The sequence below is a fragment of the Okeania sp. SIO2B3 genome (assembly GCF_010672525.1).
Lineage (GTDB): Bacteria > Cyanobacteriota > Cyanobacteriia > Cyanobacteriales > Microcoleaceae > Okeania.
Genome location: NZ_JAAHGH010000080.1, coordinates 16,433 through 36,633, shown reverse-complemented (window position 1 = coordinate 36,633; position 20,201 = coordinate 16,433). Strand labels below are relative to the sequence as shown.

16 protein-coding genes are annotated in these 20,201 nt (G+C 33.4%); 10 read left to right on the top strand and 6 right to left on the bottom strand.

Annotated elements, in window-relative coordinates:
• Positions 1 to 305: 305 nt before the first annotated feature.
• The gene (locus F6K15_RS29285; RefSeq protein ID WP_293067967.1) at positions 306 to 734 is read right to left on the bottom strand and encodes a hypothetical protein; all 429 of its coding nucleotides are present in this window, start codon (positions 732 to 734) and stop codon (positions 306 to 308) included.
• Between the two features lie 364 nt (positions 735 to 1,098).
• Here F6K15_RS29285 and F6K15_RS29280 point away from each other — a divergent pair, with 364 nt between their 5' ends.
• From F6K15_RS29280 to F6K15_RS29270, 3 genes are all read left to right on the top strand, one after another.
• On the top strand, positions 1,099 to 2,061 hold the full coding sequence (locus F6K15_RS29280; protein ID WP_293067965.1) for an NAD(P)-dependent alcohol dehydrogenase: 963 nt from the start codon (positions 1,099 to 1,101) through the stop codon (positions 2,059 to 2,061).
• A gap of 214 nt (positions 2,062 to 2,275) precedes the next feature.
• Positions 2,276 to 2,725: a secondary thiamine-phosphate synthase enzyme YjbQ gene (locus tag F6K15_RS29275; protein WP_293067962.1), complete on the top strand. Its 450-nt coding sequence runs from the start codon at positions 2,276 to 2,278 to the stop codon at positions 2,723 to 2,725.
• A gap of 1,494 nt (positions 2,726 to 4,219) precedes the next feature.
• Positions 4,220 to 5,053: an urease accessory protein UreD gene (locus tag F6K15_RS29270; RefSeq protein WP_293067959.1), complete on the top strand. Its 834-nt coding sequence runs from the start codon at positions 4,220 to 4,222 to the stop codon at positions 5,051 to 5,053.
• 817 nt (positions 5,054 to 5,870) lie between these two features.
• On the opposite strand, the gene F6K15_RS29265 is transcribed toward F6K15_RS29270, so the two are convergent.
• Entirely contained in the window at positions 5,871 to 7,622 is a 1,752-nt protein-coding gene (locus F6K15_RS29265) for an NAD+ synthase (RefSeq protein WP_293067956.1), read from the bottom strand.
• A gap of 131 nt (positions 7,623 to 7,753) precedes the next feature.
• Between F6K15_RS29265 and F6K15_RS29260 the strand changes: the two genes are divergently transcribed.
• Both F6K15_RS29260 and F6K15_RS29255 read left to right on the top strand, forming a co-directional pair.
• Positions 7,754 to 8,035 (top strand): hypothetical protein, encoded by a 282-nt coding sequence (locus F6K15_RS29260; protein ID WP_293067954.1) that lies wholly within the window; start codon positions 7,754 to 7,756, stop codon positions 8,033 to 8,035.
• A gap of 46 nt (positions 8,036 to 8,081) precedes the next feature.
• On the top strand, positions 8,082 to 8,369 hold the full coding sequence (locus F6K15_RS29255; protein WP_293067951.1) for a hypothetical protein: 288 nt from the start codon (positions 8,082 to 8,084) through the stop codon (positions 8,367 to 8,369).
• Between the two features lie 1,001 nt (positions 8,370 to 9,370).
• Here F6K15_RS29255 and F6K15_RS29250 read toward each other — a convergent pair.
• Complete coding sequence (locus tag F6K15_RS29250) at positions 9,371 to 10,783, bottom strand: ATP-binding protein (RefSeq protein WP_293067948.1); 1,413 nt, start codon at positions 10,781 to 10,783, stop codon at positions 9,371 to 9,373.
• Between the two features lie 294 nt (positions 10,784 to 11,077).
• Between F6K15_RS29250 and F6K15_RS29245 the strand changes: the two genes are divergently transcribed.
• The 3 genes from F6K15_RS29245 (at position 11,078) to F6K15_RS29235 (ending at position 13,074) form a co-directional block, all read left to right on the top strand.
• Positions 11,078 to 11,977 (top strand): ATP-binding protein, encoded by a 900-nt coding sequence (locus F6K15_RS29245; RefSeq protein WP_293067946.1) that lies wholly within the window; start codon positions 11,078 to 11,080, stop codon positions 11,975 to 11,977.
• Between the two features lie 3 nt (positions 11,978 to 11,980).
• Entirely contained in the window at positions 11,981 to 12,322 is a 342-nt protein-coding gene (locus tag F6K15_RS29240; protein ID WP_293067944.1) for a hypothetical protein, read from the top strand.
• A 344-nt stretch (positions 12,323 to 12,666) separates the two neighbouring features.
• Positions 12,667 to 13,074, top strand: a complete 408-nt coding sequence (locus F6K15_RS29235; protein ID WP_293067942.1) for a hypothetical protein — start codon at positions 12,667 to 12,669, stop codon at positions 13,072 to 13,074.
• Positions 13,075 to 13,380: 306 nt separating this feature from the next.
• On the opposite strand, the gene F6K15_RS29230 is transcribed toward F6K15_RS29235, so the two are convergent.
• A complete protein-coding gene (locus F6K15_RS29230; RefSeq protein WP_293067940.1) occupies positions 13,381 to 13,860 on the bottom strand; it encodes a ribonuclease III domain-containing protein in 480 nt (159 codons plus the stop codon).
• Positions 13,861 to 14,231: 371 nt separating this feature from the next.
• On the opposite strand from F6K15_RS29230, the gene fghA reads away from it, so the two are divergent.
• Entirely contained in the window at positions 14,232 to 15,080 is an 849-nt protein-coding gene (fghA, locus tag F6K15_RS29225) for an S-formylglutathione hydrolase (protein WP_293067938.1), read from the top strand.
• Positions 15,081 to 15,711: 631 nt separating this feature from the next.
• Here the strand turns inward: fghA and F6K15_RS29220 are convergent.
• A complete protein-coding gene (locus F6K15_RS29220) occupies positions 15,712 to 16,515 on the bottom strand; it encodes a phosphoadenylyl-sulfate reductase (RefSeq protein ID WP_293067937.1) in 804 nt (267 codons plus the stop codon).
• A 980-nt stretch (positions 16,516 to 17,495) separates the two neighbouring features.
• Entirely contained in the window at positions 17,496 to 19,241 is a 1,746-nt protein-coding gene (locus F6K15_RS29215) for an NFACT family protein (RefSeq protein ID WP_293067935.1), read from the bottom strand.
• Positions 19,242 to 19,890: 649 nt separating this feature from the next.
• Here F6K15_RS29215 and remA point away from each other — a divergent pair.
• A complete protein-coding gene (gene remA, locus F6K15_RS29210) occupies positions 19,891 to 20,145 on the top strand; it encodes an extracellular matrix/biofilm regulator RemA (protein ID WP_293067933.1) in 255 nt (84 codons plus the stop codon).
• Positions 20,146 to 20,201 lie beyond the last annotated feature (56 nt).

The following is a 20,201-nucleotide window of genomic DNA, read 5'->3' as shown; positions in this document are numbered from 1 at the left end:
AAATATAGGAATTTAAAATCACAATGAAATACTGTTGATACTGAAAATTTTTCCAGACTAGAAACCTTTGTCTCTATCTAAACTGAAATGACTCTAATTATACAAATAGCGAATTTTCTATATCTATAATTATTTCCCTTGATTTATTTTTTCCTTTTCTTGATTTATTCTGGCTACAAAATCTGAAACGAATCATGGCAATGTTCACAAATATAGGAATTTAAAATCACAATGAAATACTGTTGATACTGAAAATTTTTCCAGACTAGAAACCTTTGTCTCTATCTAAACTGAAATGACTCTAATTATACAAATAGCGAATTTTCTATATCTATGATTATTTCCCTTGATTTATTCTTCTTTTTTACTTCTTTATTCTGGCTACAAAATCTGAAGGAAGTCATGGCAATTTCCACAAATTTAGTAATTTCAGATAACAATTGAAATGACTCTAATTCTACAAGCAGCGAATTTTCTATATCTCTGATTATTTCCCTTGATTTATTATTCTCTTTTCCTGCTTTACTCTGGCTGTAAAATCTGAAGGAAATCATGGCAATTTTCACAAATTTAGTAATTTCAGATAACAATGAAACACTGTTTCGGCTGAGTGAATTTTTTATATCTCTGATTATTTCCCTTGATTTATTATTCCCTTTTCCTGCTTTACTCTGGCTACAAAATCTGAAGGAAGTCATGGCAATTTTCACAAATTTAGTAATTTCAGATAACAATGAAACACTGTTTCGGCTGAATGTATTTCTAGGGAAGAAACCCTTTTATCTATCTCAACTGAAATGACTATAATCCTACAAACAGTGAATTTTCTATATCTCTGATTATTTCCCTTGATTTATTCTTCCTTTTTACTTCTTTACTCTGGCTACAAAATACGTTAATGCGTAGGGTTCCGGAGGGAAAGGTCTCCTCGCCATATCCAATCAACCAAGAGAAGAAAAAAATTTTCCTACTGCATCAATCTTCTCCTTGAAAATAAGAGGTAGTTATTAATTATTAATTATTAATTATTGAACGTACCTTGCTAAACAAGAAAATTATTGGTATTCTAATAAAGTCTTAATTTTACAGAAAAACTCTATGAAAGCAGTCACTATTAATCAGTATGGTTCTATAGATGTCTTAGAATATTCACATATTAACCAACCTCAAATTACACCAAATCAATTATTAGTAAAAATTCACGCTACAAGTGTTAATCCTGTCGATTGGAAAATTCGACAAGGACAACTACAATTATTATCAGGTTTTAACTTTCCCATTATTTTAGGTTCTGACTTATCTGGAGTCGTATTAGAAGTAGGAGAACAAGTAAAAAATTTTCAGCCTGGAGATGAAATTTATACATTTATTAATCCATTAACAGGAGGTGCTTATGCTGAATATATTGCTGTACCTGCAAATACTGCAGCATTAAAACCAAAAAATATGACTCATTCTCAAGCAGCAACAGTTCCAGTTGCAGGTTTAACAGCTTTTCAAGGATTACTTGATTTAGGTCAAATTAGACCAGGACAAAAAGTATTAATAAATGGTGCTTCTGGTGGAGTTGGTATCTTTGCAGTACAAATTGCAAAAGCAATGAAAGCTGAAGTAATAGGTGTTTGTAGTAGTAACAATATTACCCTAGTAGAAAGTTTAGGGGCAAGTCGGGTTATTGACTATAATCAAATTGATTTTACTAAAGAATTAGAGCAATATGATATTATTTTTGATGCTGTGGCTAAAGAAACTTTTTCTAGTTGTGAAAATGTATTAAAGCCAGAGGGAATTTATATATCTACTCTGCCAACTGTAGACAATTTGTCTCCTACTTTCTTAAGTTTATTTGTGCCTGGTAAAAAATCTAAATTAATTCTTGCCCAACCAAACCCCCGCGACTTAAATGCTCTCCGAGAATTCATTGAAGATGGATTAGTTAAATCAATTATTGGCCGTACATATAAATTAGAAGAAATAGCAGAAGCTCATGCTTATAGTGAAATGGGTCATGCTGTAGGAAAAATTTCTATTACAACTGAAGAAACAAGTTTAGTTGATTAATTTTTTTACTACAACTATAGATAAGTTCAGCAATTAACAATTAACAATTAATAATTACCTATTCTCAAAATAAGAGGATTGACTAAAAAGATTTTGTTTGATTTTATCCCCTTAAAAGGGAAGGTTTTAAACCTGAATTGTTGAATGAATAATTATTAACTATCAACTCTTAATTATTCATTATTCATTATTCATTATTCGGTAAGACATTGCTATGTCGATTCAAAATGAATTTCTAGAAATAGAAACTACTCCAGGAATAGAAATATACAATATTACTCCTCAAATTATTGATGTCTTAAATGCAAGTGGTATAAAAAATGGGCAAGTAATTGTATTTTCTCAACACACAACTACAGCTTTAGCTATTAATGAAAATGAGGAAAGATTAATCACAGACCTAAAAGTATATCTGAGAAAATTAGCGCCGGAGTCTGACAAATATCTCCATAATGATTTGCATCTGCGAGATGTTCCTCCCGATGAACCTATTAATGCTCATTCTCATCTGATGGCAATGACTTTAAATAATAATGAAGTTATTCCTGTTGTGGATGGAAAATTAGCTTTAGGAACTTGGCAGTCAGTATTATTTTTTGAATTAGACGGACCTAGAAAACGAAATATATTAGTACAAGTTAGTGGAGAAGGGAGTAGGAAGTAGTTCAATAATTGATAATTGATAATGGATAATTGATAATTACCTCTCCCTAAAAACGGATAGGATTGAATAAAAGGAAAATTTTTTCTGGTTTCTCCTTTAAAGGAGAGGCTTTAAACCTTAATTATTCGGTAAAGAGAGATAAATGTTGAACTGTACCTCACCATCTTAAAAAGTTCTGTAAAATGTGAGGATTTGAGTAAACAAGGGTTAAAAAATATCTGAAAATTATTTTTTCTACTTCTTCGTTTAAATCTACATCACTCCTAATTCTTGACTCCTACAAAAATACTGTTTCAGGCAACCCTCAATAATTGGTAATAGGGTAAGGAAAGTTAACTAGAAAACTTAACAATAATTTTGGAGTTAAATTCATTTCAGTTTAGATTGAGATCAGCATTTATTGCCTTGGAATACTTTCAGTCGAAAAAGTATTTCATTCTTATTTGAAATTAGAATATAAATTTATTGGGGTAAGTTTTTCAAGTCAAAATTTTGCTGAAATTATTTCGACCTGGGTATGAGACTAAGCCGCTTTTTTCCACGATAACTAAAACTAACTATCCCACGCTAATGATGAGAATATTATCTATATATTTATAGATATAGTAGTTGAAGGAAAGGTTAGCACATATCAAAAGCTTAAAACTCAGACAACGTAGGATTTTTCCTTCTTCCTTCTTCCTTGTTCTTTCTTCCTTCTGCTATATGAGCAGTCTCTAAAAAAATCTCGATCATGACTAAAGAATGGCACAGTAGTCTCAATTTAATTTATGGCAAGTAAAACAAAAGTACTCAAATTTTGGCAAGTAAAAATCAAGCACCATTAAAAATATCAAGACCTTTGACTGAAGTAAGTTTTTCAAGTCAAAATTTTGCTGAAATTATTTCGACCTGGGTATGAGACTAAGCCACTTTTTTCCACGATAACTAAAACTAACTATCCCACATTAATGATGAGAATATTATCTATATATTTATAGATATAGTAGTTTAAGGAAAGGTTAGCACATATCAAAAGCTTAAAACTCAGACAACGTAGGATTTTTCCTTCTTCCTTCTTCCTTGTTCTTTCTTCCTTCTGCTATATGAGCAGTCTCTAAAAAAATCTCGATCATGACTAAAGAATGGCACAGTAGTCTCAATTTAATTTATGGCAAGTAAAACAAAAGTACTCAAATTTTGGCAAGTAAAAATCAAGCACCATTAAAAATATCAAGACCTTTGACTGAAGTAAGTTTTTCAAGTCAAAATTTTGCTGAAATTATTTCGACCTGGGTATGAGACTAAGCCACTTTTTTCCACGATAACTAAAACTAACTATCCCACATTAATGATGAGAATATTATCTATATATTTATAGATATAGTAGTTTAAGGAAAGGTTAGCACATATCAAAAGCTTAAAACTCAGACAACGTAAGATTTTTCCTTCTTCCTTCTTCCTTCTTTCTTCTTCTTTCTCGTATATAAAAAGTCTCTAAAAAAAATCCTAATTATGACTAAAGAATGGCACGGTAGTCTCGATTTAATTTATGGCAAGCAAAACAATCATACTCAAATTCTGGCAAGTAAAAATCAAGCACCATTAAAAATACAAAGACCTTTTTATCCAGAAGGAAATGAAGTTTGTCATAGTGTAATTTTACATACTGCTGGTGGTGTTGTTGGAGGCGATCGCCTTTCTATTAATATCGAATTACAACCGAATACCCATGCTTTAATTACTACTGCTGCTGCTAGTAAAATTTATCGTAGTAATAGTCAGCTTGCTCAACAAAATATTAGTATTAATCTTGATAGTGAGTCTTGTTTAGAATGGTTTCCTCAGCCAACAATACTATTTAATGGTGCTGAATATCGGCAAGATTTAAAAGTATATTTAGGAGTAGAAGCGAGTTGGATGAGTTGGGAAATTATTAGATTTGGCAGGAGTGCTAGAGGAGAGAAATTTTTAGCAGGAAATTGGCGTTCGTATACTGAGTTTTGGCAAGAAAATTATCCTATCTGGATAGATAGACAATACTTAAAAGGAGGGTCGGAAATGGTTAATAGTCTCTTGGGTTTAGCTGATAATTCTGTAGTTGGAAGTTTCATTTTTGTTGGGCAACCTGTTACGGCAGAAGTAGTTACAAAAACTCGTGACTTATGGCAAAGTTTAGGCATTGATATGTCTGGTGAAGCAGGTGTTACTCGTATTCCTAAAGGGATGATTTGTCGCTATTGTGGGAAGTCAATAATTAATGTGAAAAATTGGTTTAATTTGGTTTGGCATTATCTCCGTATTTTTTATTTAAAAAGACCTAGTTGTTCTCCGCGAGTTTGGTCTTAATTAGGGTTTGCGCTTCACTAGTCTTTTAGTCGGGGTAGGAGACAGGAGAAATTGGAATGAGCGAGGAGGTAGGAATAACAATTGTAAGAATGATTTTTCTGCCCAACTATGGGCCTAAAATACTAACTTTTTGAGCATAAAGAGCTGAAAAATTTGCACTGCAATTTGACCCCCAAAAAGGCTAAAGTCTTTATATGTTAACGCTTTTAGATTTAATCAGCAAGCCCTAATTAGTAAGCATTCAGCAGTCAGCTATTAACTTATTATCTTAGAAGGAGAATTCAAAATTATGTTTATGCGACATTCCGCAGGAAATGCTTACAACAAACTAACCTTATATTTGAGGATTGAAATTGATTACCATCTCTTGAGTCTTGTTTTCTGGTGGCGTTCAGAATGATTTTTTAGATTAATAAAGATGAGTATAACTTCTTCATTACATTTTAGCAGCTATTTGTCAGAGCAGTGATTAACTTTTAGCCAAATGAATTTTCCAATATTTGAAGGTTGAGATTGATTGCCATCTCCTGTGTTTTCTGGTGGCGTTCAGAATGATTTTTTAGATCAATAAAGATGAGTATAACTTCTTCATTATATTTTAGCAGCTATTTGTCAGAGCAGTGATTAACTTTTAGCCAAATGAATTTTCCAATATTTGAAGGTTGAGATTGATTGCCATCTCCTGTGTTTTTTGGTGGCGTTCAGAATGATTTTTTAGCTTAATAAAGATGAGTATAACTTCTTCATTGCATTTTACCAGCTATTTGTCAGAGTAGAGATCAACTTTTAGCCAAAGTTGAAAACTCACAACCTCAAATCACCAAGAACTTTTCTTAGCAATAGGCATCCGCCAACCAGTGCCAAAAGCTCGATCGCTAATTTTCAACCCAGGGGGTGCTTGTCTACGTTTAAATTCTGCCCGCATTACTAACTTTATAACCTTATTTACTACCTCTGAATCATGTCCTGCTGCAATAATTTCTGCCAAAGACTCACACTTTTCTACTAAGCGGTATAAAATATCATCCAAAACTTCATAAGAGGGTAAAGAGTCTTCATCTTTTTGACCTTCTTTCAACTCAGCACTAGGAGCTTTAGTCAGAATATTTTCTGGAATAATATTTTGCTGTTCAGTAATTAGTAAATTTTCGGCTCCATAGAAATTTTGATTATTATTAACCGCCTGTTGATTTAACCACCGACACAGAGAATAAACACGAGTTTTCGGCACATCAGAAATTACTGCTAATCCACCATTCATATCACCATAAAGAGTGCAATAACCAACCGCCATTTCTGACTTATTACCCGTGGATAAAAGTAAATGCCCAAACTTATTAGAAATTGCCATTAATAAATTGCCACGAATCCGAGATTGAATATTCTCCTCAGCAATGCCAAAATTTGTACCTGTAAATAAATCTTGCAAACTATTGTCATAACTTTTCATTAAATTCCCAATAGGAATAATTTGTTTAGCAATACCCAAATTTTCCGCTAATTCCAAAGCATCTTTAACAGAATGATCGGAACTGTAAGGAGAAGGCATCAAAATAGTAAAAACATTTTCTTTACCTAAAGCAGCAGTAGCGATCGCTGCAACTAAAGCCGAATCTATTCCCCCACTTAAACCCAGAACAACTTTAGAAAAACCACACTTATGCAGATAATCTTTTACGCCTAAGACCAAAGCAGACCAAATTTCTTCATCCTCACTTTCTGCTAAATATAGACCTTCAAAATTAGTCACAATCAAGTCTTTTTTTGCTGGATTAAATTCAACAACTGCCAGATTTTCTGCAAAAGCACTAGCTCGATATATGGCATTACCAATCTTATTAAAAACCACACTACAACCATCAAAAATTAGATCGTCATTACCGCCTACCTGATTAACATAAATAATTGGTATTTGATAACTATTCGTACTATGTTCTAACATTGCCTCCCGTAATTTTTGCTTTCCTACTCGATATGGAGAAGCAGACATATTTACGACAAAATCAACTTGATTTTCTGCTAATTCTTTCATTGGATCACAAGTATAATTTCGCCTTCCCCAGAATTCTGCATCATTCCATAAATCTTCGCAAATAGTCACGCCAATTTTAGCTAAAGATTCTGAGCTTTTACCAGGAATTTCTAAAGTGAAAAAATCGCTAGTTTTACCAGGCTCAAAATATCGTTGTTCATCAAATACATCATAAGTAGGCAAAAGCCTTTTATGAAAGATTTGTTTGACTTCCCCATTACCTAATAAAGCAGCAGTATTGAATAATGATTTTCCTCCTGTTTCATTACCTTGAGAATTAAAAGTTACAGTTCCCACTAAAACTGTTATTTCTGATGGTAAATTTTTGGCTAACTTTTCTAACTCTGTAGCAGCAGCTTCAATTAAACTCGGATAAATTAATAAATCTCGTGGTGGATAACCTATTAGAGATAATTCTGAAGTTATCATCAACTTGGCATCTAAATTTTCAGCTTTTTGTGCAGCTTCTAAAATTAATTTGGCATTTCCTTTAATATCACCAATAGTGAGATTAAGTTGAGCAATTGCAATTTTCATAATTTTTAAATTATTAGAGACTGTGTGTACAGTAAATATAACAAATGGGACAGGCAAAGTTGCCAACCTTGATGATATTTGGCAAACAACAAATATTATTTCTGTTACTAAATCTTCTGATTAGAGTAATAATGAATCAAAAAATAATTGCATTATGGTCTACTCCTCGCTCCAGCTCCACAGCTTTTAGGTGGATGGTTAAGCAAAGAGGTGATTTTTTGGTACTTCACGAACCTTTTGGTCGTTCAGCACACTATAGAACCCATTTGGTATCTTTTCTTGAAATACAAAAGTTCGAGGAAACCCGTTTTAAGAAGCCTAAAAACTATAAGAGTTCAGGAAACCGAAAAATTATGAAAAATCACTGTCAGAATCATAAAACCCAAATGGATATTGGACTTGTAATTTGTTAAATAGATCCCAAATGGCTTCTATAGTGAGGAACGTATTTTTAATCGTGTGCCAGATATCACACCACAAGCAGAATATAATTATCAGAATGTATTGCAAGACTTAAAGGTAAAATCTCAGAATAACAGATTGTTTATAAAAGATTTTCCTTTACACTTTATGCAAATTGTAAATAATGAATTTATTGATTATTTCCAGCATACTTTTTTAATTCACAATCCGGATCAAATGCTACCTTCCTATTATTATAAAATGCCCGATATTGATTTTGAGGAATGTGGTTATAAACAACTTTTTGAACTTTTAAACAAAGTCGTCGAGCGTACAGTTCATTAATTGATAATGGATAATGGATAATTACCTCTGATTAAAACCGTTCTTGATTGAACATAAGGAAATATTATTTCTTTTTTTTCCCCTTAAAAGGGGAGGCTTTAAACCTGAATTATTTAATTATGAATAATTAATAATTAATAATTCGGTAAAATTCCTGTTGTTATTTATGCTGACGATCTTGTAGAAAATACAACAAATATAATTAAGGAGTATTGTTCGAGAATAGGTCTTCCGTTTATACCAGAAGCATTAAATTGGAATCTTCCTGGCAATTCTAATGAAATAAGTTGGTGGGATAACAGAAGTTGGCATGACAATTTATGAATTAGTTATGGGTTTCAAAATACTGAGAAATCTTACTTAAAAATTTATCAAGACCAAAAATTGCTTTCTCTCTACAATTTGTGTATGCCATACTACGAAAAGCTGAACCAACACCGTTTATTGCAAAGAAAATGAATAAGAGACAGAAACAGTTATAGTTTAATTCTAGTAGGGTGCGTTACATTTCATTAACGCACCGTCTATTCCAAATATTTCTAATATCCCAAATATTTCTTAAATATCCTAAATATTTATAAACCAAATATTTCGCTCAGTTACGCTTTTAACGCACCCTACTGGACTAGACTCTAAGCAAACTAATTAAAATACCGAATATTTTCGATAAATTATCATTGCTTCCCCTTTTATACCAATTCCTAAAAGTAACGCTATACTTGGGTAAAACTTCAGTTATTAATTAATCAAAACAGCTATAATCATCTTTTTGCTAATAATAGCCTAGTTAATGTTAATTATTCTTACTTTTTACTTATCCCCCACTCCCCTACTCCCCTACTTCCCCTCCTGGGAGGGGGAGGGGCGAGGGGTGGGTCCCCTGCTCAACAAAATGTAGAAAAGTTTTTGAGAAATGGTATTAAGGGGATGAAAAAAATATTCACCATACATATTTCAAACCTCCGATTTTAGTCGGAAGTACTGATAACTGATAACTGAAATTACTTTCCTTCTTCTTTGCACATAACATACTGTTTCCAGACTGAATTTAAACTAAAATAAGTAGTCTTATCTTCTTGTTTGATATCTAATAATAATCGTCTTTTTAGTGACTGTATAGAATTCAATAAGTCTGATGTTGATAACTCCAAAGTTTTGTCAATTTGATGCAAGGTCGCAGGTTGATTTTCTTGAGCAAGTTGAATTATGATTGTTTGCTCATTCTGAGTTATTCGTTGAAAATTTTTATCTAATTCTGCTACTAGAGATTCGCTTAAAATTACTTTTTCCCATTGCAAAAATTTAGCAACACTACTGTCAAAGAATTCTTGAATCATTGTGGCAGTAAATTCTATCCAACGAGGGTTGCCTTGATAGATATCAATTAAGTTTTCCCAAGTTTCTTCGTCTGATAATTTATGCTTTTGCAGAATTTGTTTTGCTGCTAATCCTAAACTACTTAAAATTAGCGATCGCACAGAATTATTTTTTGTTTCTAGTTGAGTTATTTCTATGGGTTTTTCTCTACTGTTTAATATTAAGCAACTTTGATGGTTCATTTCGGCAATAAGCTGAAAAAATATCTGGTAATTTTCAGATTCTGTTTGATATTGACCTGCTATTTTTCCACTACAAAAAAGCATTTGTAGGTCATCAAGAATAATCAAACAACGATATTGATTTAGGTAGTCGAGCAGTTGGAATATTTTGGTTTCGATATTTTGGGAAATATCTGCTTGGTCGGGGAAATTTTTTAATAGTTTGGTAAGAGTTACATCAAGGGTGGGGGAAAAGCGCAAGCTCCGATAAATGATGTAATTAAAATTAGTTTTTATTTGTTTGATTAATTGGAGTGTTAGAGTTGTTTTGCCTATACCACTAATTCCTAAAAGTGCAATGAGGCGAGATGAATCTTTTAATATCCAGTTTTCTAAAGTTGTTAGTTCGGAAGAGCGATCGTAGAAGTTGAAAATTTCTGGTGCTTCAGCTAAATCTAGTTGTGGTTCATTTTTAGATTCTTGGGAATTTTCCACAGAAGTAGGCGATCGCGTAAGCGTTGCGGAGCAATATCGCTCTCTATCTGGAAAAATATTAATATTATTAGCTGTCAGATTAGTATGACAATATCCTGAAATAATAGGTGATGAAAAATTCTGTCTTTTTATCTTTTCAAATACAGCTCTAAAATTAGCCTTCTTAACCTTTTCACCTAAGACTAAAGAAAGAAGCTTCCATAATTCTTGTCCGACATTTTTGACATGACTTTCACTAAAACCACTATCTTTAGCAATATCTGGGTAAACTTTACCTTCTATAGTTCCTTTTAATACATCTTTTTGTAAATTTTCTAAGTGTTTTCCGGTTTTAGCAAAGATTAAATCATCTACTAATTCTAATACTTCTGTACTATTCATAAATCAATTAATATTAAATCCGGTTCTAATAGACTATTTACTTAAATCGCTGAATTCCTTTTAGGTAAAAGATTTGAAATTTTAGGAATATAGTCTTATCAGAACGGACTTTGTGTTAAAACTACATTATTTTTAAAAGTACCATACTTATCATAATTTTCCTACTTTTATATAACAGGTAAAGTGCATACTTTTCGTACTGTCAGTAAAGGTAATTTTTTCTTACGATAGAACTGTTTGCTGGTATAAAAAACTTCTAGCAATGGCAAAAGAAAGCAAACAGAATATCAAACCATGAAATATGAAATAGTCAAGGAGAAAAAAAATTCTAATGGCAAAGATGAAGTAAGCAGTTTACTAGAAACACCTAAATGGACGTTAGATGAAATAGCCTTGTCAAAAACTACAATTGAGCAAATCGAAGAGATGATTGCTTATGTAAAAAATCGGGAAAAATTGTTACTTGAATGGGAATTTAATCGTTTTCTCAAAACAGGTAATGGTTTAAGTATCAACTTTTTTGGATTACCAGGCACAGGAAAAAGTATTACTGCTGAAGCCATCGCCCAAAAATTAGAAACTAAGATTATTAAGGTTAATTATGGAGAATTAGAATCCGAATTAGTAGGTGGTACATCTAAGAATTTATCAAAAATTTTCCGGATAGCTGAAGAAAATCATAGTTTATTATTTTTTGATGAAGCTGATGCGGTATTAAGTAAGAGAATTTCCAACTTATCCCAAGCAGCAGACTATGGTGTGAACTCTGCCAAAAGCACCTTATTAACATTGATGGATAAGTTTAATGGCGTAATCATATTTGCCACAAACTTATTTGAAAATTATGATGAGGCTTTTTTAAGGAGAATCATTTTTAACGTTGAGTTTCCCGTACCAGATATAGAAATGAGAACTCAACTTTGGCAATTTCATATATCTGAAAAAGTTCCTAGAAATATCACCTATGAAAGAGCTGCTGAAATTAGCGAAGGATTATGTGGTGGAGATATTAGAAACATCACAATTAAGCTGGGATTAAAATTGCTAGTTGGTAAAGCAAAAGCCATTGATGAAGAAATTATCAACGAAGAAATCAACAAATATAAAACTATCAAACTGCGTCACAAAAAATTTAATTTAGCAGAAACAGTTGTGGTAGAAAACAGAAACAATTCAAATTTAGAGGAGGAATAAATTATGGATCCTATAACTTGGACAATTATAGGTTTAGGTTTATTAGGTGGTGGTGCTGCTGTTTATTTTTGGGATGACATACAAACTTGGGCTAATGGTGCAATAAAAAAAATATGGGACAGAATTAATCCTGCTATTGAGGTAGTTAGTAATGTTATTCTTTTCTTAAATAAAAGGGGTGCACTTTTTGAAAAACTAATAGAAGTTAATATTGTTAATATTAATACTAAAAAAACAAGATTAGAATCCGTAAGGGAAGAAATACGAGAATTAGATTTGCCTGATGATATTAAAGCCCTAGTCGATCAGCAGATAAAATATAAATTGGCTGAAGCTGCATTGTAATGATGGTGCATTGTCATTATGTTTGTTAGAAAGCATGGTAATAGGAGCATCTTGCTCCCTTGCCATATATTCCTTTTTCCTACATACCATTATTATGCAGGGCTACCTGAAATTGATGTAAAGTGAAACTTGAAGTTGAGAAAGGAAGCAGGGAATAAGCAAGAATAAATTGCTATTTGTCACGATAATTATAGAGGTTTGGTCTCCAAACCTCTATAAAAATAACAAACTTTATCTCTTACTAAAAAAATTTAATGTGGCAATATTTTCTGAAACTGCTATAAACCAGTGTCTATTGCATTAGTCAAAACTACAAAATATTAAACTGTTTAAGGATAATATCTATGATAGAGACAGACCAAGAAAGCTTAGGAGATAAATTTTGCAAATTATTTAATACCATGAAAAATGCTGGTGAAAAAATATCACAAGCATTACAAGAAAATGATGTGGAAATTGACACCTTTAACAGTATTGAGAAGGAAACTTTAAATTTTGATTTACTGGAGAAAGATATTAAAAATATCCACACAAGAATTGAACAAGATGGATATTCTGTTTTAGGAAGTCATCTTATTCTTGATGACAAAAAAGACTTGATGGAAATTAAAACTTACAGTCAAAAAGAAGAAAAAAGTTTTGTCAATACTGTAAGTGCTAAAGTCAAAAAGGTAAAAAATATTCCTGCTGATATTCTAAATGAAATGAAGACTAAAGGTCGCGTTGAAATAAGTTTGAAATCTGATGGATGATTGATTTTACTTTTATTTAATCTGAAATTCGATTAAATAATTGTCATTACAAAGGTCGGAAAGCAATTTCAAAGTCATAGAGATTGCTTCCTTCAACAAAGTGCATTGAAAAATACATTATTTTTGAGAACTGAAATAGTTTTGCCTAGTTACTATACTCTTTACCGAATAATTAAGGTAAAAATCCTCTCCTTTAAAGGAGAAACAAGAAAAAATTTTCCTTTTATTCAATCCTCTTCCTTTTAGAGAGAGGTAATTATCAATTATCAATTATCAATTATTGAACCTACTTCCTACTCAAAACATTCAAACAAAGAATTCTTTATTTCTATATAAACTATTTTGATTTAATAAAGGTAAATTTAAAGCCTCAATCCAATCTATCAATTTAAAATCTGTTTCTAAATCAGAATCATCATCCTTAACAGCAGTAATTAAAACCCGATCAACCGCTTCAGCAATAAAACTTTCAACTAACCAATCATAAGTCAAACCTAAATCTCGGTCAAACTCCAAAAAAATAGCCCCTACTAAAGCCTCAAACATTTGAGCTAAAATTTTATTCTGCTCACTTTTATGCTTCCATTTATAACTTTTTCCCAATAGAGAAAACTGCTTCAAATTTAACTCCTTAGCAAACTCAGCAAGCACTTTTCTGCTCACAATATCACTTTCAATAATAGTAATAGTTGCTCCACCTAAATAAGAAAAATTATCTGATAAATAGTTACTAACAATCCTACAAAAAACTACATAACCTAAATTGGCCAAACCTTGTGTCCACAAAAGGAAATTTGAATAAATTTTTTTACGAAAAAAAAAGACTTTATAGAGGTTTTCACATAGATAGAAAACTAAAGTATCAAAAGCATTTTTCTACTCCCTATTCCCTGCTCCCTAAGCAAAAATAATTTTGTAGCTTACTTAAATAAAAAGTGCTGTAAATCTGAAAAAATTAATTATTCGGTGGTAGTGCATTGTAATAGTCGTGCATTGCATTATTTTTGTTACGAGGTACGGCAGTGGGAGCATCTTGCTCCCATACCAAGTATCCCTTGTTTCTTGTATATCATTACTATGCAGGACTACCAATTATTCAACCACACTTACCACCTGTTACAAATTAAAATTTATCTATCTTTATTCCTGATTAAATTATGTCTACAGAACTCAAACTTGTTAAAGAACATCAATGTTTCAGTGGCAAAGTTAGCTATTATTTCCACTCATCTTCAACCTGTAATATTGAGATGCGCTTTTCAATTTATCTCCCTCAAAAAACAAAATCAAAACTATTACCAGCATTGTATTTTCTTTCAGGTTTAACCTGTACTGAAGAAAACTTTATGGCTAAAGCAGGGGCACAACAATTTGCTGCAAAATATGGATTAATTTTAGTCGTGCCAGATACAAGTCCGCGCAATACTGGCATTAAAAATGAAAACGATAATTGGGATTTTGGTACAGGTGCAGGATTTTATGTTGATGCCACATTAGAACCTTGGAAAAAACATTATCAAATGTATAGTTATGTTGTTAAAGAATTACCAGAACTCATCGCTAAAAAATTTCCAATTCAGCCAGATAAACAAAGTATTTTTGGTCATTCCATGGGAGGTCACGGAGCATTAATTTGTGCTATAAAAAATCCGACAAAATATCAATCTATTTCTGCTTTTGCGCCAATTGCAGCACCAATGCGTTGTCCTTGGGGTGAAAAAGCTTTTAGCAATTATTTAGGTGCAAATCAAGAAAACTGGCGTGATTATGATGCTAGTGAATTAATCTTAAATTATGGTTATAATCGTCCGATTTTAATTGATGTAGGAACTGCAGACCCCTTTTTATCCCAAAAACAATTATTACCAGAAGTATTTGAAGAAGCTTGTCAAAAAAAAGGAGTAAATCTCACTTTAAGAATGCAAAAAAATTACGATCATAGCTATTACTTTATTGCATCTTTCATAGAAGACCACATAAGATATCATGCAGAAGCTTTGAATTGAAGAAGGAAGAAGGAAGAAGAAAGAAGGAAGAAGTGGATGGGGACTCAAACCCCAACTAATTGTAAACACCCCTGTTGACCAAAAAATAAAGTCTGAATCTTCCCCTTGGCTGCGCCGCGAGCTGTCGCTCTACAAGGGGATAAAAAAAATCAAGTTCAATATTTCAATCCCAATACTTTCCTGCGGAATGCTGCGCAAACAGACAGAGGTACTGATAACTGATAACTGATAACTGAAATGATGGTGGGGTATTCAACCCATAAAGAAAAAGATAAATAATTAGGGAGGAGTCAGGAAATAAGAGTATGGAGGTAAGGAAAAAAATAGAGAATGTAGAAATTATTTCTTCCTTACTTTCAATTCTTAAATTTTATTTATTAAAGCCAGATATGGAGATAATATAACTCCAGAGATTTCAAGCCAGACTTCAAGAAGTATCAACAAACAAGACTTTTTTGCTTGTACGTTGCAAATCAAACATAAATTGCTAAACTTACCGAATAATTAAGGTTTAAAGCCTCTCCTTTAAAGGAGAAAAAAAGGAGAGGTAATTATTAATTATTAATTATTAATTATTAATTGTTGAACACTCCTGCTCCTAGCTCACTGAAAATAGCTAATAGATTGTCAATTATAATGAACTCGAATCTAAACTTTGAGCTTGTCCATCAGTCTGAGGCAAATGTAGTCCGCACTCCTGCTTAAGACCATGAAAACGAGTATCCCGTTCATTCTCATCTTCCGCAGTCAAGGGACGACTAGAATGCCAATCTCCCACAGTAGTATAACCCAAATCGAAAAATGGATGATAAGGCAAATTGTAAGCAGTCAAATATTGGTATATATCCCTGGCATTCCAACTTAATATAGGTAAAATCTTATATATTCCCGATTGCTGACCAATGCGGTTAAGACCCTTGCGGTGGTCAGTTTGGTCTTTCCGTAGGCCAGCTAGCCAAGCTTTAGCACCTAACTCTTTTAATGCTCTTTGCATAGGTTCTACCTTCCGAATTTGGTCATAGCGGTTCAGAGCATCAGCATTATTCTCAGCCCACAGTCGGCCATGTAGAGCTTCCATTCTAGCTGGACTAATTGAAGATTGATATACTTTAAGATTAAGCCTCAGTCGTTCGGTCAACTCTTCAGCAAATCTATAAGTTTCGGCTGGTAAATATCCTGTATCAACCCAAATAACAGGAATATTAGGTACAACAGTTGTCACTAGATGTAACATAACAGCAGCCTGGATACCAAAACTGGTACTCATAACTAAACCTTCTCCAAAGGTTGCATATCCCCACTTAACCAGAGTATGAGCATCTGCTTGGGCAAGTTCCTGGTTGACAACCTCAAGATCCAATTTTGGTGGATATGTAAAATTTTGTTGATTGTATTGTCCATTTTTGTTGACTGTGATGAGACTCTGTTGTGACATAGTTATTACCAATCAAATTAGCATCAGACTTTAAACGTTAATCATACGTTGTCAGCAATCTTCAATGGGAGATTATTTATACTGTTTTATAAATCCAGATTACCTTATGTTACAAAAAGCTTTTTTATGTTATAATATACTATCGTAATTTAGCGTTATGCTAAAACTTATTTGTGGCGTAGATATCAATACAAATTAGTTTCCAGGGGCGTTTTGACTATTCCTACCCAGAGATGTATCTGGGTGACAGTTAAGAAGAAACGAGAAATGTTTATCGATCCAGTTCTGTAGCATCTGCTGAGAATTTCTGTTTCTAAGAAAACAGGAAGAAGTCAAAGAAAAACACTCTAGCTTAGACTAACCCCCTTCACTCAAAGATTAAAACTTTTTTTGAAGTGAATAAACAGCCTCTAATTACAGGGCATTTCATTTATTTGAATAAACTATAAAATTATTTTAGGTTACGGAGCACAGAGCAAAAGAATGCTTGGGCAACTGGAGTTTTTCTATAGCTAAGAAAAAATTGGTTAGGACATAGACTAATATACATCTCCAGTCTTAACGAAGTCAGAAGTCAAAATTAAAAATTCAGAAGTAAACCAACCCCTAACCCCTGCGGTGAAGGAGAAGTAGGGGATTTGAGCAACTCTCCAAAAACCCGATCGCCTTAAAAGGCGGGGTTTTAGACCTATGTTATTTTGATAAAAAATCAAATCAATTATCGCACAGAAATTATCAATTCTTCCCCTCCTGGGAGGGGGAGGGGCGAGGGGTGGGTTCCCTACTCCCTACCCACTGAAAAAAAAAGACCAACTTTGTCAAGCAGGCCTCAGTAAAAATTATTTTCCGTTGTTATTTCTGCGAGATTAACAAGCAAGCAGCTACGTGTTCCCAAATTCGCAGCGATTTGCGGGTTATATATCTCACAATGTCTATATCGCTGATTGTAACAAACTATTGAGCAACTTTTGGAAAAATTTTTAATTTTGTATCCCAATTAATTGTGCAATATGGGTTTCAGCCCTTTGTGGTTTACCCCAAAAAACCTGTTCTTGCTTATATACAACCATACCAGGTTTAGCACCCTTGGGCTTATAAACAAACTTAGGCTTGGTATAAATAACTGGGACCATTTCACTCTGACGGGCACGACTATAAAAGGCACTGATATCTGCAACAAACTGTAAATCAACTTCATCAGGTATTGCGCCAGCATCCAGTCGCAATAAAACATGACTACCAGGAATTTCTTGAGTATGAAACCACAAATCATAATCTCCGGCCACCCGAAAAGTTAACAAATCATTTTGACGATTATTACGGCCGACTAATAATTCAAATCCACTGGGAGTTTCGTAACGGTAAAATTCTGTATCCTTTTTATTATCTTGGTGATGTTCTGGAGCTTTAAGATAAGCTTGTTGAATTAACTCATCCCGAATTTCTTCAAGAGTGCGTAAATCTTCCGGAGTTCGGTAAGTATCTAACTGAGACAGAAAAGCTTCCACTTGCTCCAAATAATAAATTTCTGCTTGGACTGCCGCTAAAAGTGGTTCAACTGCTACACGTGCCCGTTTCAACTTTTGGTGCTTTTTATAAAGACTTTGGGCATTTTGCACCGCATTTTTCTCTGGATCTAACTTGATGACCATCGGTTCCCCCGTTTCAAAGTCACAGAGAGTAATAGCCTTCATCCCCGGCCGCCATTCGTGGAGGTTGGCCATAAGTAAATCAGCTTGCGATCGCAAAAATTCTGCCCCATCCGACTGGTCTAAACGTTCCGTAAAAGTATCAGCCTTGAGCTGTAACTTAGCCGTAATATTTTTAAGTTTTTGGCTAATTTGATGATATAGTTGACTAAACTCTTGCTGATTCAGCTGTCCAGTATAATAATCATTCAGTAATTCCTGGACAGTATCAACAGATTCTACACTTAACCAACCCGTGACAGTGTATCCTGTTGCTGCCCAACCAGGATAAAATTTTGAATCCTCCAGATTTTTCAACCATTCTTGCCAACTTTTAAATAATTTTTGCCAGTCCGAAGCACTAAGGTCATTAGTAGACTTTTGAGGGTCTAGTCCTGAAGCTTCAATCATTGGCTGTACTAAAGCCTTACTGAGGCCACGGTAATTTTTAATTAAATTTCGCCACAATACACCAGGTATTAAACTAATTCTTTCTTGCCATTCTTGTTGCGTTTCTTGCAAACTAGGAATAGGGTTAGTCAGAGAAGGGGGAAGTTCATAAGGTTGACCAGTTTGAATTTGACGCAGACTAGACTGTTGACTATTCACTTGATGAGCACAGGTAACAACCAGATTATCCGCAGTAGTCAGAATAACATTGCTGTACTTGGTCATAACTTCCACATAAAGATGCCATAGAGGTGCTTCCCCAGGACGTTTCGCAAATTGGAAGTCCAGCACCCTCTCCCAAGGAGAAAGTTCAACAATAGCTATTAAAGCTAGTCCACCTAGCTGATGTCGTAATTGTTGACTAAAAGTAAAAGTATCAGGGGCGCGAGGCGGAGGGTCACTGATACAAATACGGGCTGCTTGGGGATGCCAGGAAATGTCCAGCCAACCACGTTTTTTGAGAGTTCGCAGAGCAATGGCAATGGTAAAGCGATCGCGCTGATATACCTGCTCTAAACGTGCTGGTAACCATTGGGCACAGAGTTCAGAACATGAAGCAATGAGAGTCGTATAGTCAACAGGTTGCACAGTTAGCTTTAAGTTAAAAATTAAAAGTGAAAAAACTATGATATAAATTTAGTGTCTAAAAATAGGATTTTTTATTTTTCAGGCGACAATATTTAAATGATTTTTTTTGCTTTTCCCATAGAAATTTAGAGACTTATAATATCAAGTTTAGTTGACAAATAAAGATTAAATATTTTATCTTATTCTCTGCTCTCAATAAAAATCTTGAGTATAAACACCAATTGATTTGATTGAGCTGGTTTGAGAATTATTCAGAACTATAAATGTTTATTACTTCTATAATGACAGATTTAGACTTGATCTAAAAGCCTGATTTAATGAATAAAGATTTTGATGTGTTCTCTTCTTATATAACAGTCGAAGGAAAGGGTGCGGAAAAATCAAAAGTTTAAAACTCAGACAACGCCAGATTTTTCCTTCTTATTTCTTACTTCTTCCTTTTGCCATAACTGAAAAACCTTATATATATGAGTTGTATGAGCTTGATCTGTTCTTTTGCGGGTTAAATACTCCGCTGTCAACAAGGGTGCTGAAAATTGTTTGGGGTGATCAAACACTGAAGTGGCCAATAGTAGGCTATCCCCATGCAATTAGACCTTCAGCATAGCTGCCTTCTGCCTTCTTCAAGTTCCTTATTGCATAATCTGTCATGGATATCCAGTTAATTAATATTGGTTTCGGTAATATAGTTTCTGCGAATAGGGTCGTTGCAATTGTTAGTCCAGAGTCTGCCCCTATCAAGCGAATGATTAGCGATGGCAAGGAAAGAGGCCAATTAATTGATGCTACTTATGGTCGGCGTACCAGAGCAGTGATTATTACAGATTCTAATCATATTATTCTTTCAGCAATTCAACCTGAGACAGTGGCACATAGATTTATATTTAACAATAAGGATAGTTAATATAGCAATCCTATTTTATTAGTGTCAAAAATCTTACTGCTTTTTAGGGAACAGGT

Bases quoted from the DNA above. Each gene is read 5' to 3' on its own strand.
- F6K15_RS29280 (WP_293067965.1), top strand. From the start codon at position 1,099: ATGAAAGCAGTCACTATTAATCAGTATGGTTCTATAGATGTCTTAGAA.
- F6K15_RS29275 (WP_293067962.1), top strand. From the start codon at position 2,276: ATGTCGATTCAAAATGAATTTCTAGAAATAGAAACTACTCCAGGAATA.
- F6K15_RS29270 (WP_293067959.1), top strand. From the start codon at position 4,220: ATGACTAAAGAATGGCACGGTAGTCTCGATTTAATTTATGGCAAGCAA.
- F6K15_RS29265 (WP_293067956.1), bottom strand. From the start codon at position 7,622: ATGAAAATTGCAATTGCTCAACTTAATCTCACTATTGGTGATATTAAA.
- F6K15_RS29260 (WP_293067954.1), top strand. From the start codon at position 7,754: ATGAATCAAAAAATAATTGCATTATGGTCTACTCCTCGCTCCAGCTCC.
- F6K15_RS29250 (WP_293067948.1), bottom strand. From the start codon at position 10,783: ATGAATAGTACAGAAGTATTAGAATTAGTAGATGATTTAATCTTTGCT.
- F6K15_RS29245 (WP_293067946.1), top strand. From the start codon at position 11,078: ATGAAATATGAAATAGTCAAGGAGAAAAAAAATTCTAATGGCAAAGAT.
- F6K15_RS29240 (WP_293067944.1), top strand. From the start codon at position 11,981: ATGGATCCTATAACTTGGACAATTATAGGTTTAGGTTTATTAGGTGGT.
- F6K15_RS29235 (WP_293067942.1), top strand. From the start codon at position 12,667: ATGATAGAGACAGACCAAGAAAGCTTAGGAGATAAATTTTGCAAATTA.
- fghA (WP_293067938.1), top strand. From the start codon at position 14,232: ATGTCTACAGAACTCAAACTTGTTAAAGAACATCAATGTTTCAGTGGC.
- F6K15_RS29220 (WP_293067937.1), bottom strand. From the start codon at position 16,515: ATGTCACAACAGAGTCTCATCACAGTCAACAAAAATGGACAATACAAT.
- remA (WP_293067933.1), top strand. From the start codon at position 19,891: ATGGATATCCAGTTAATTAATATTGGTTTCGGTAATATAGTTTCTGCG.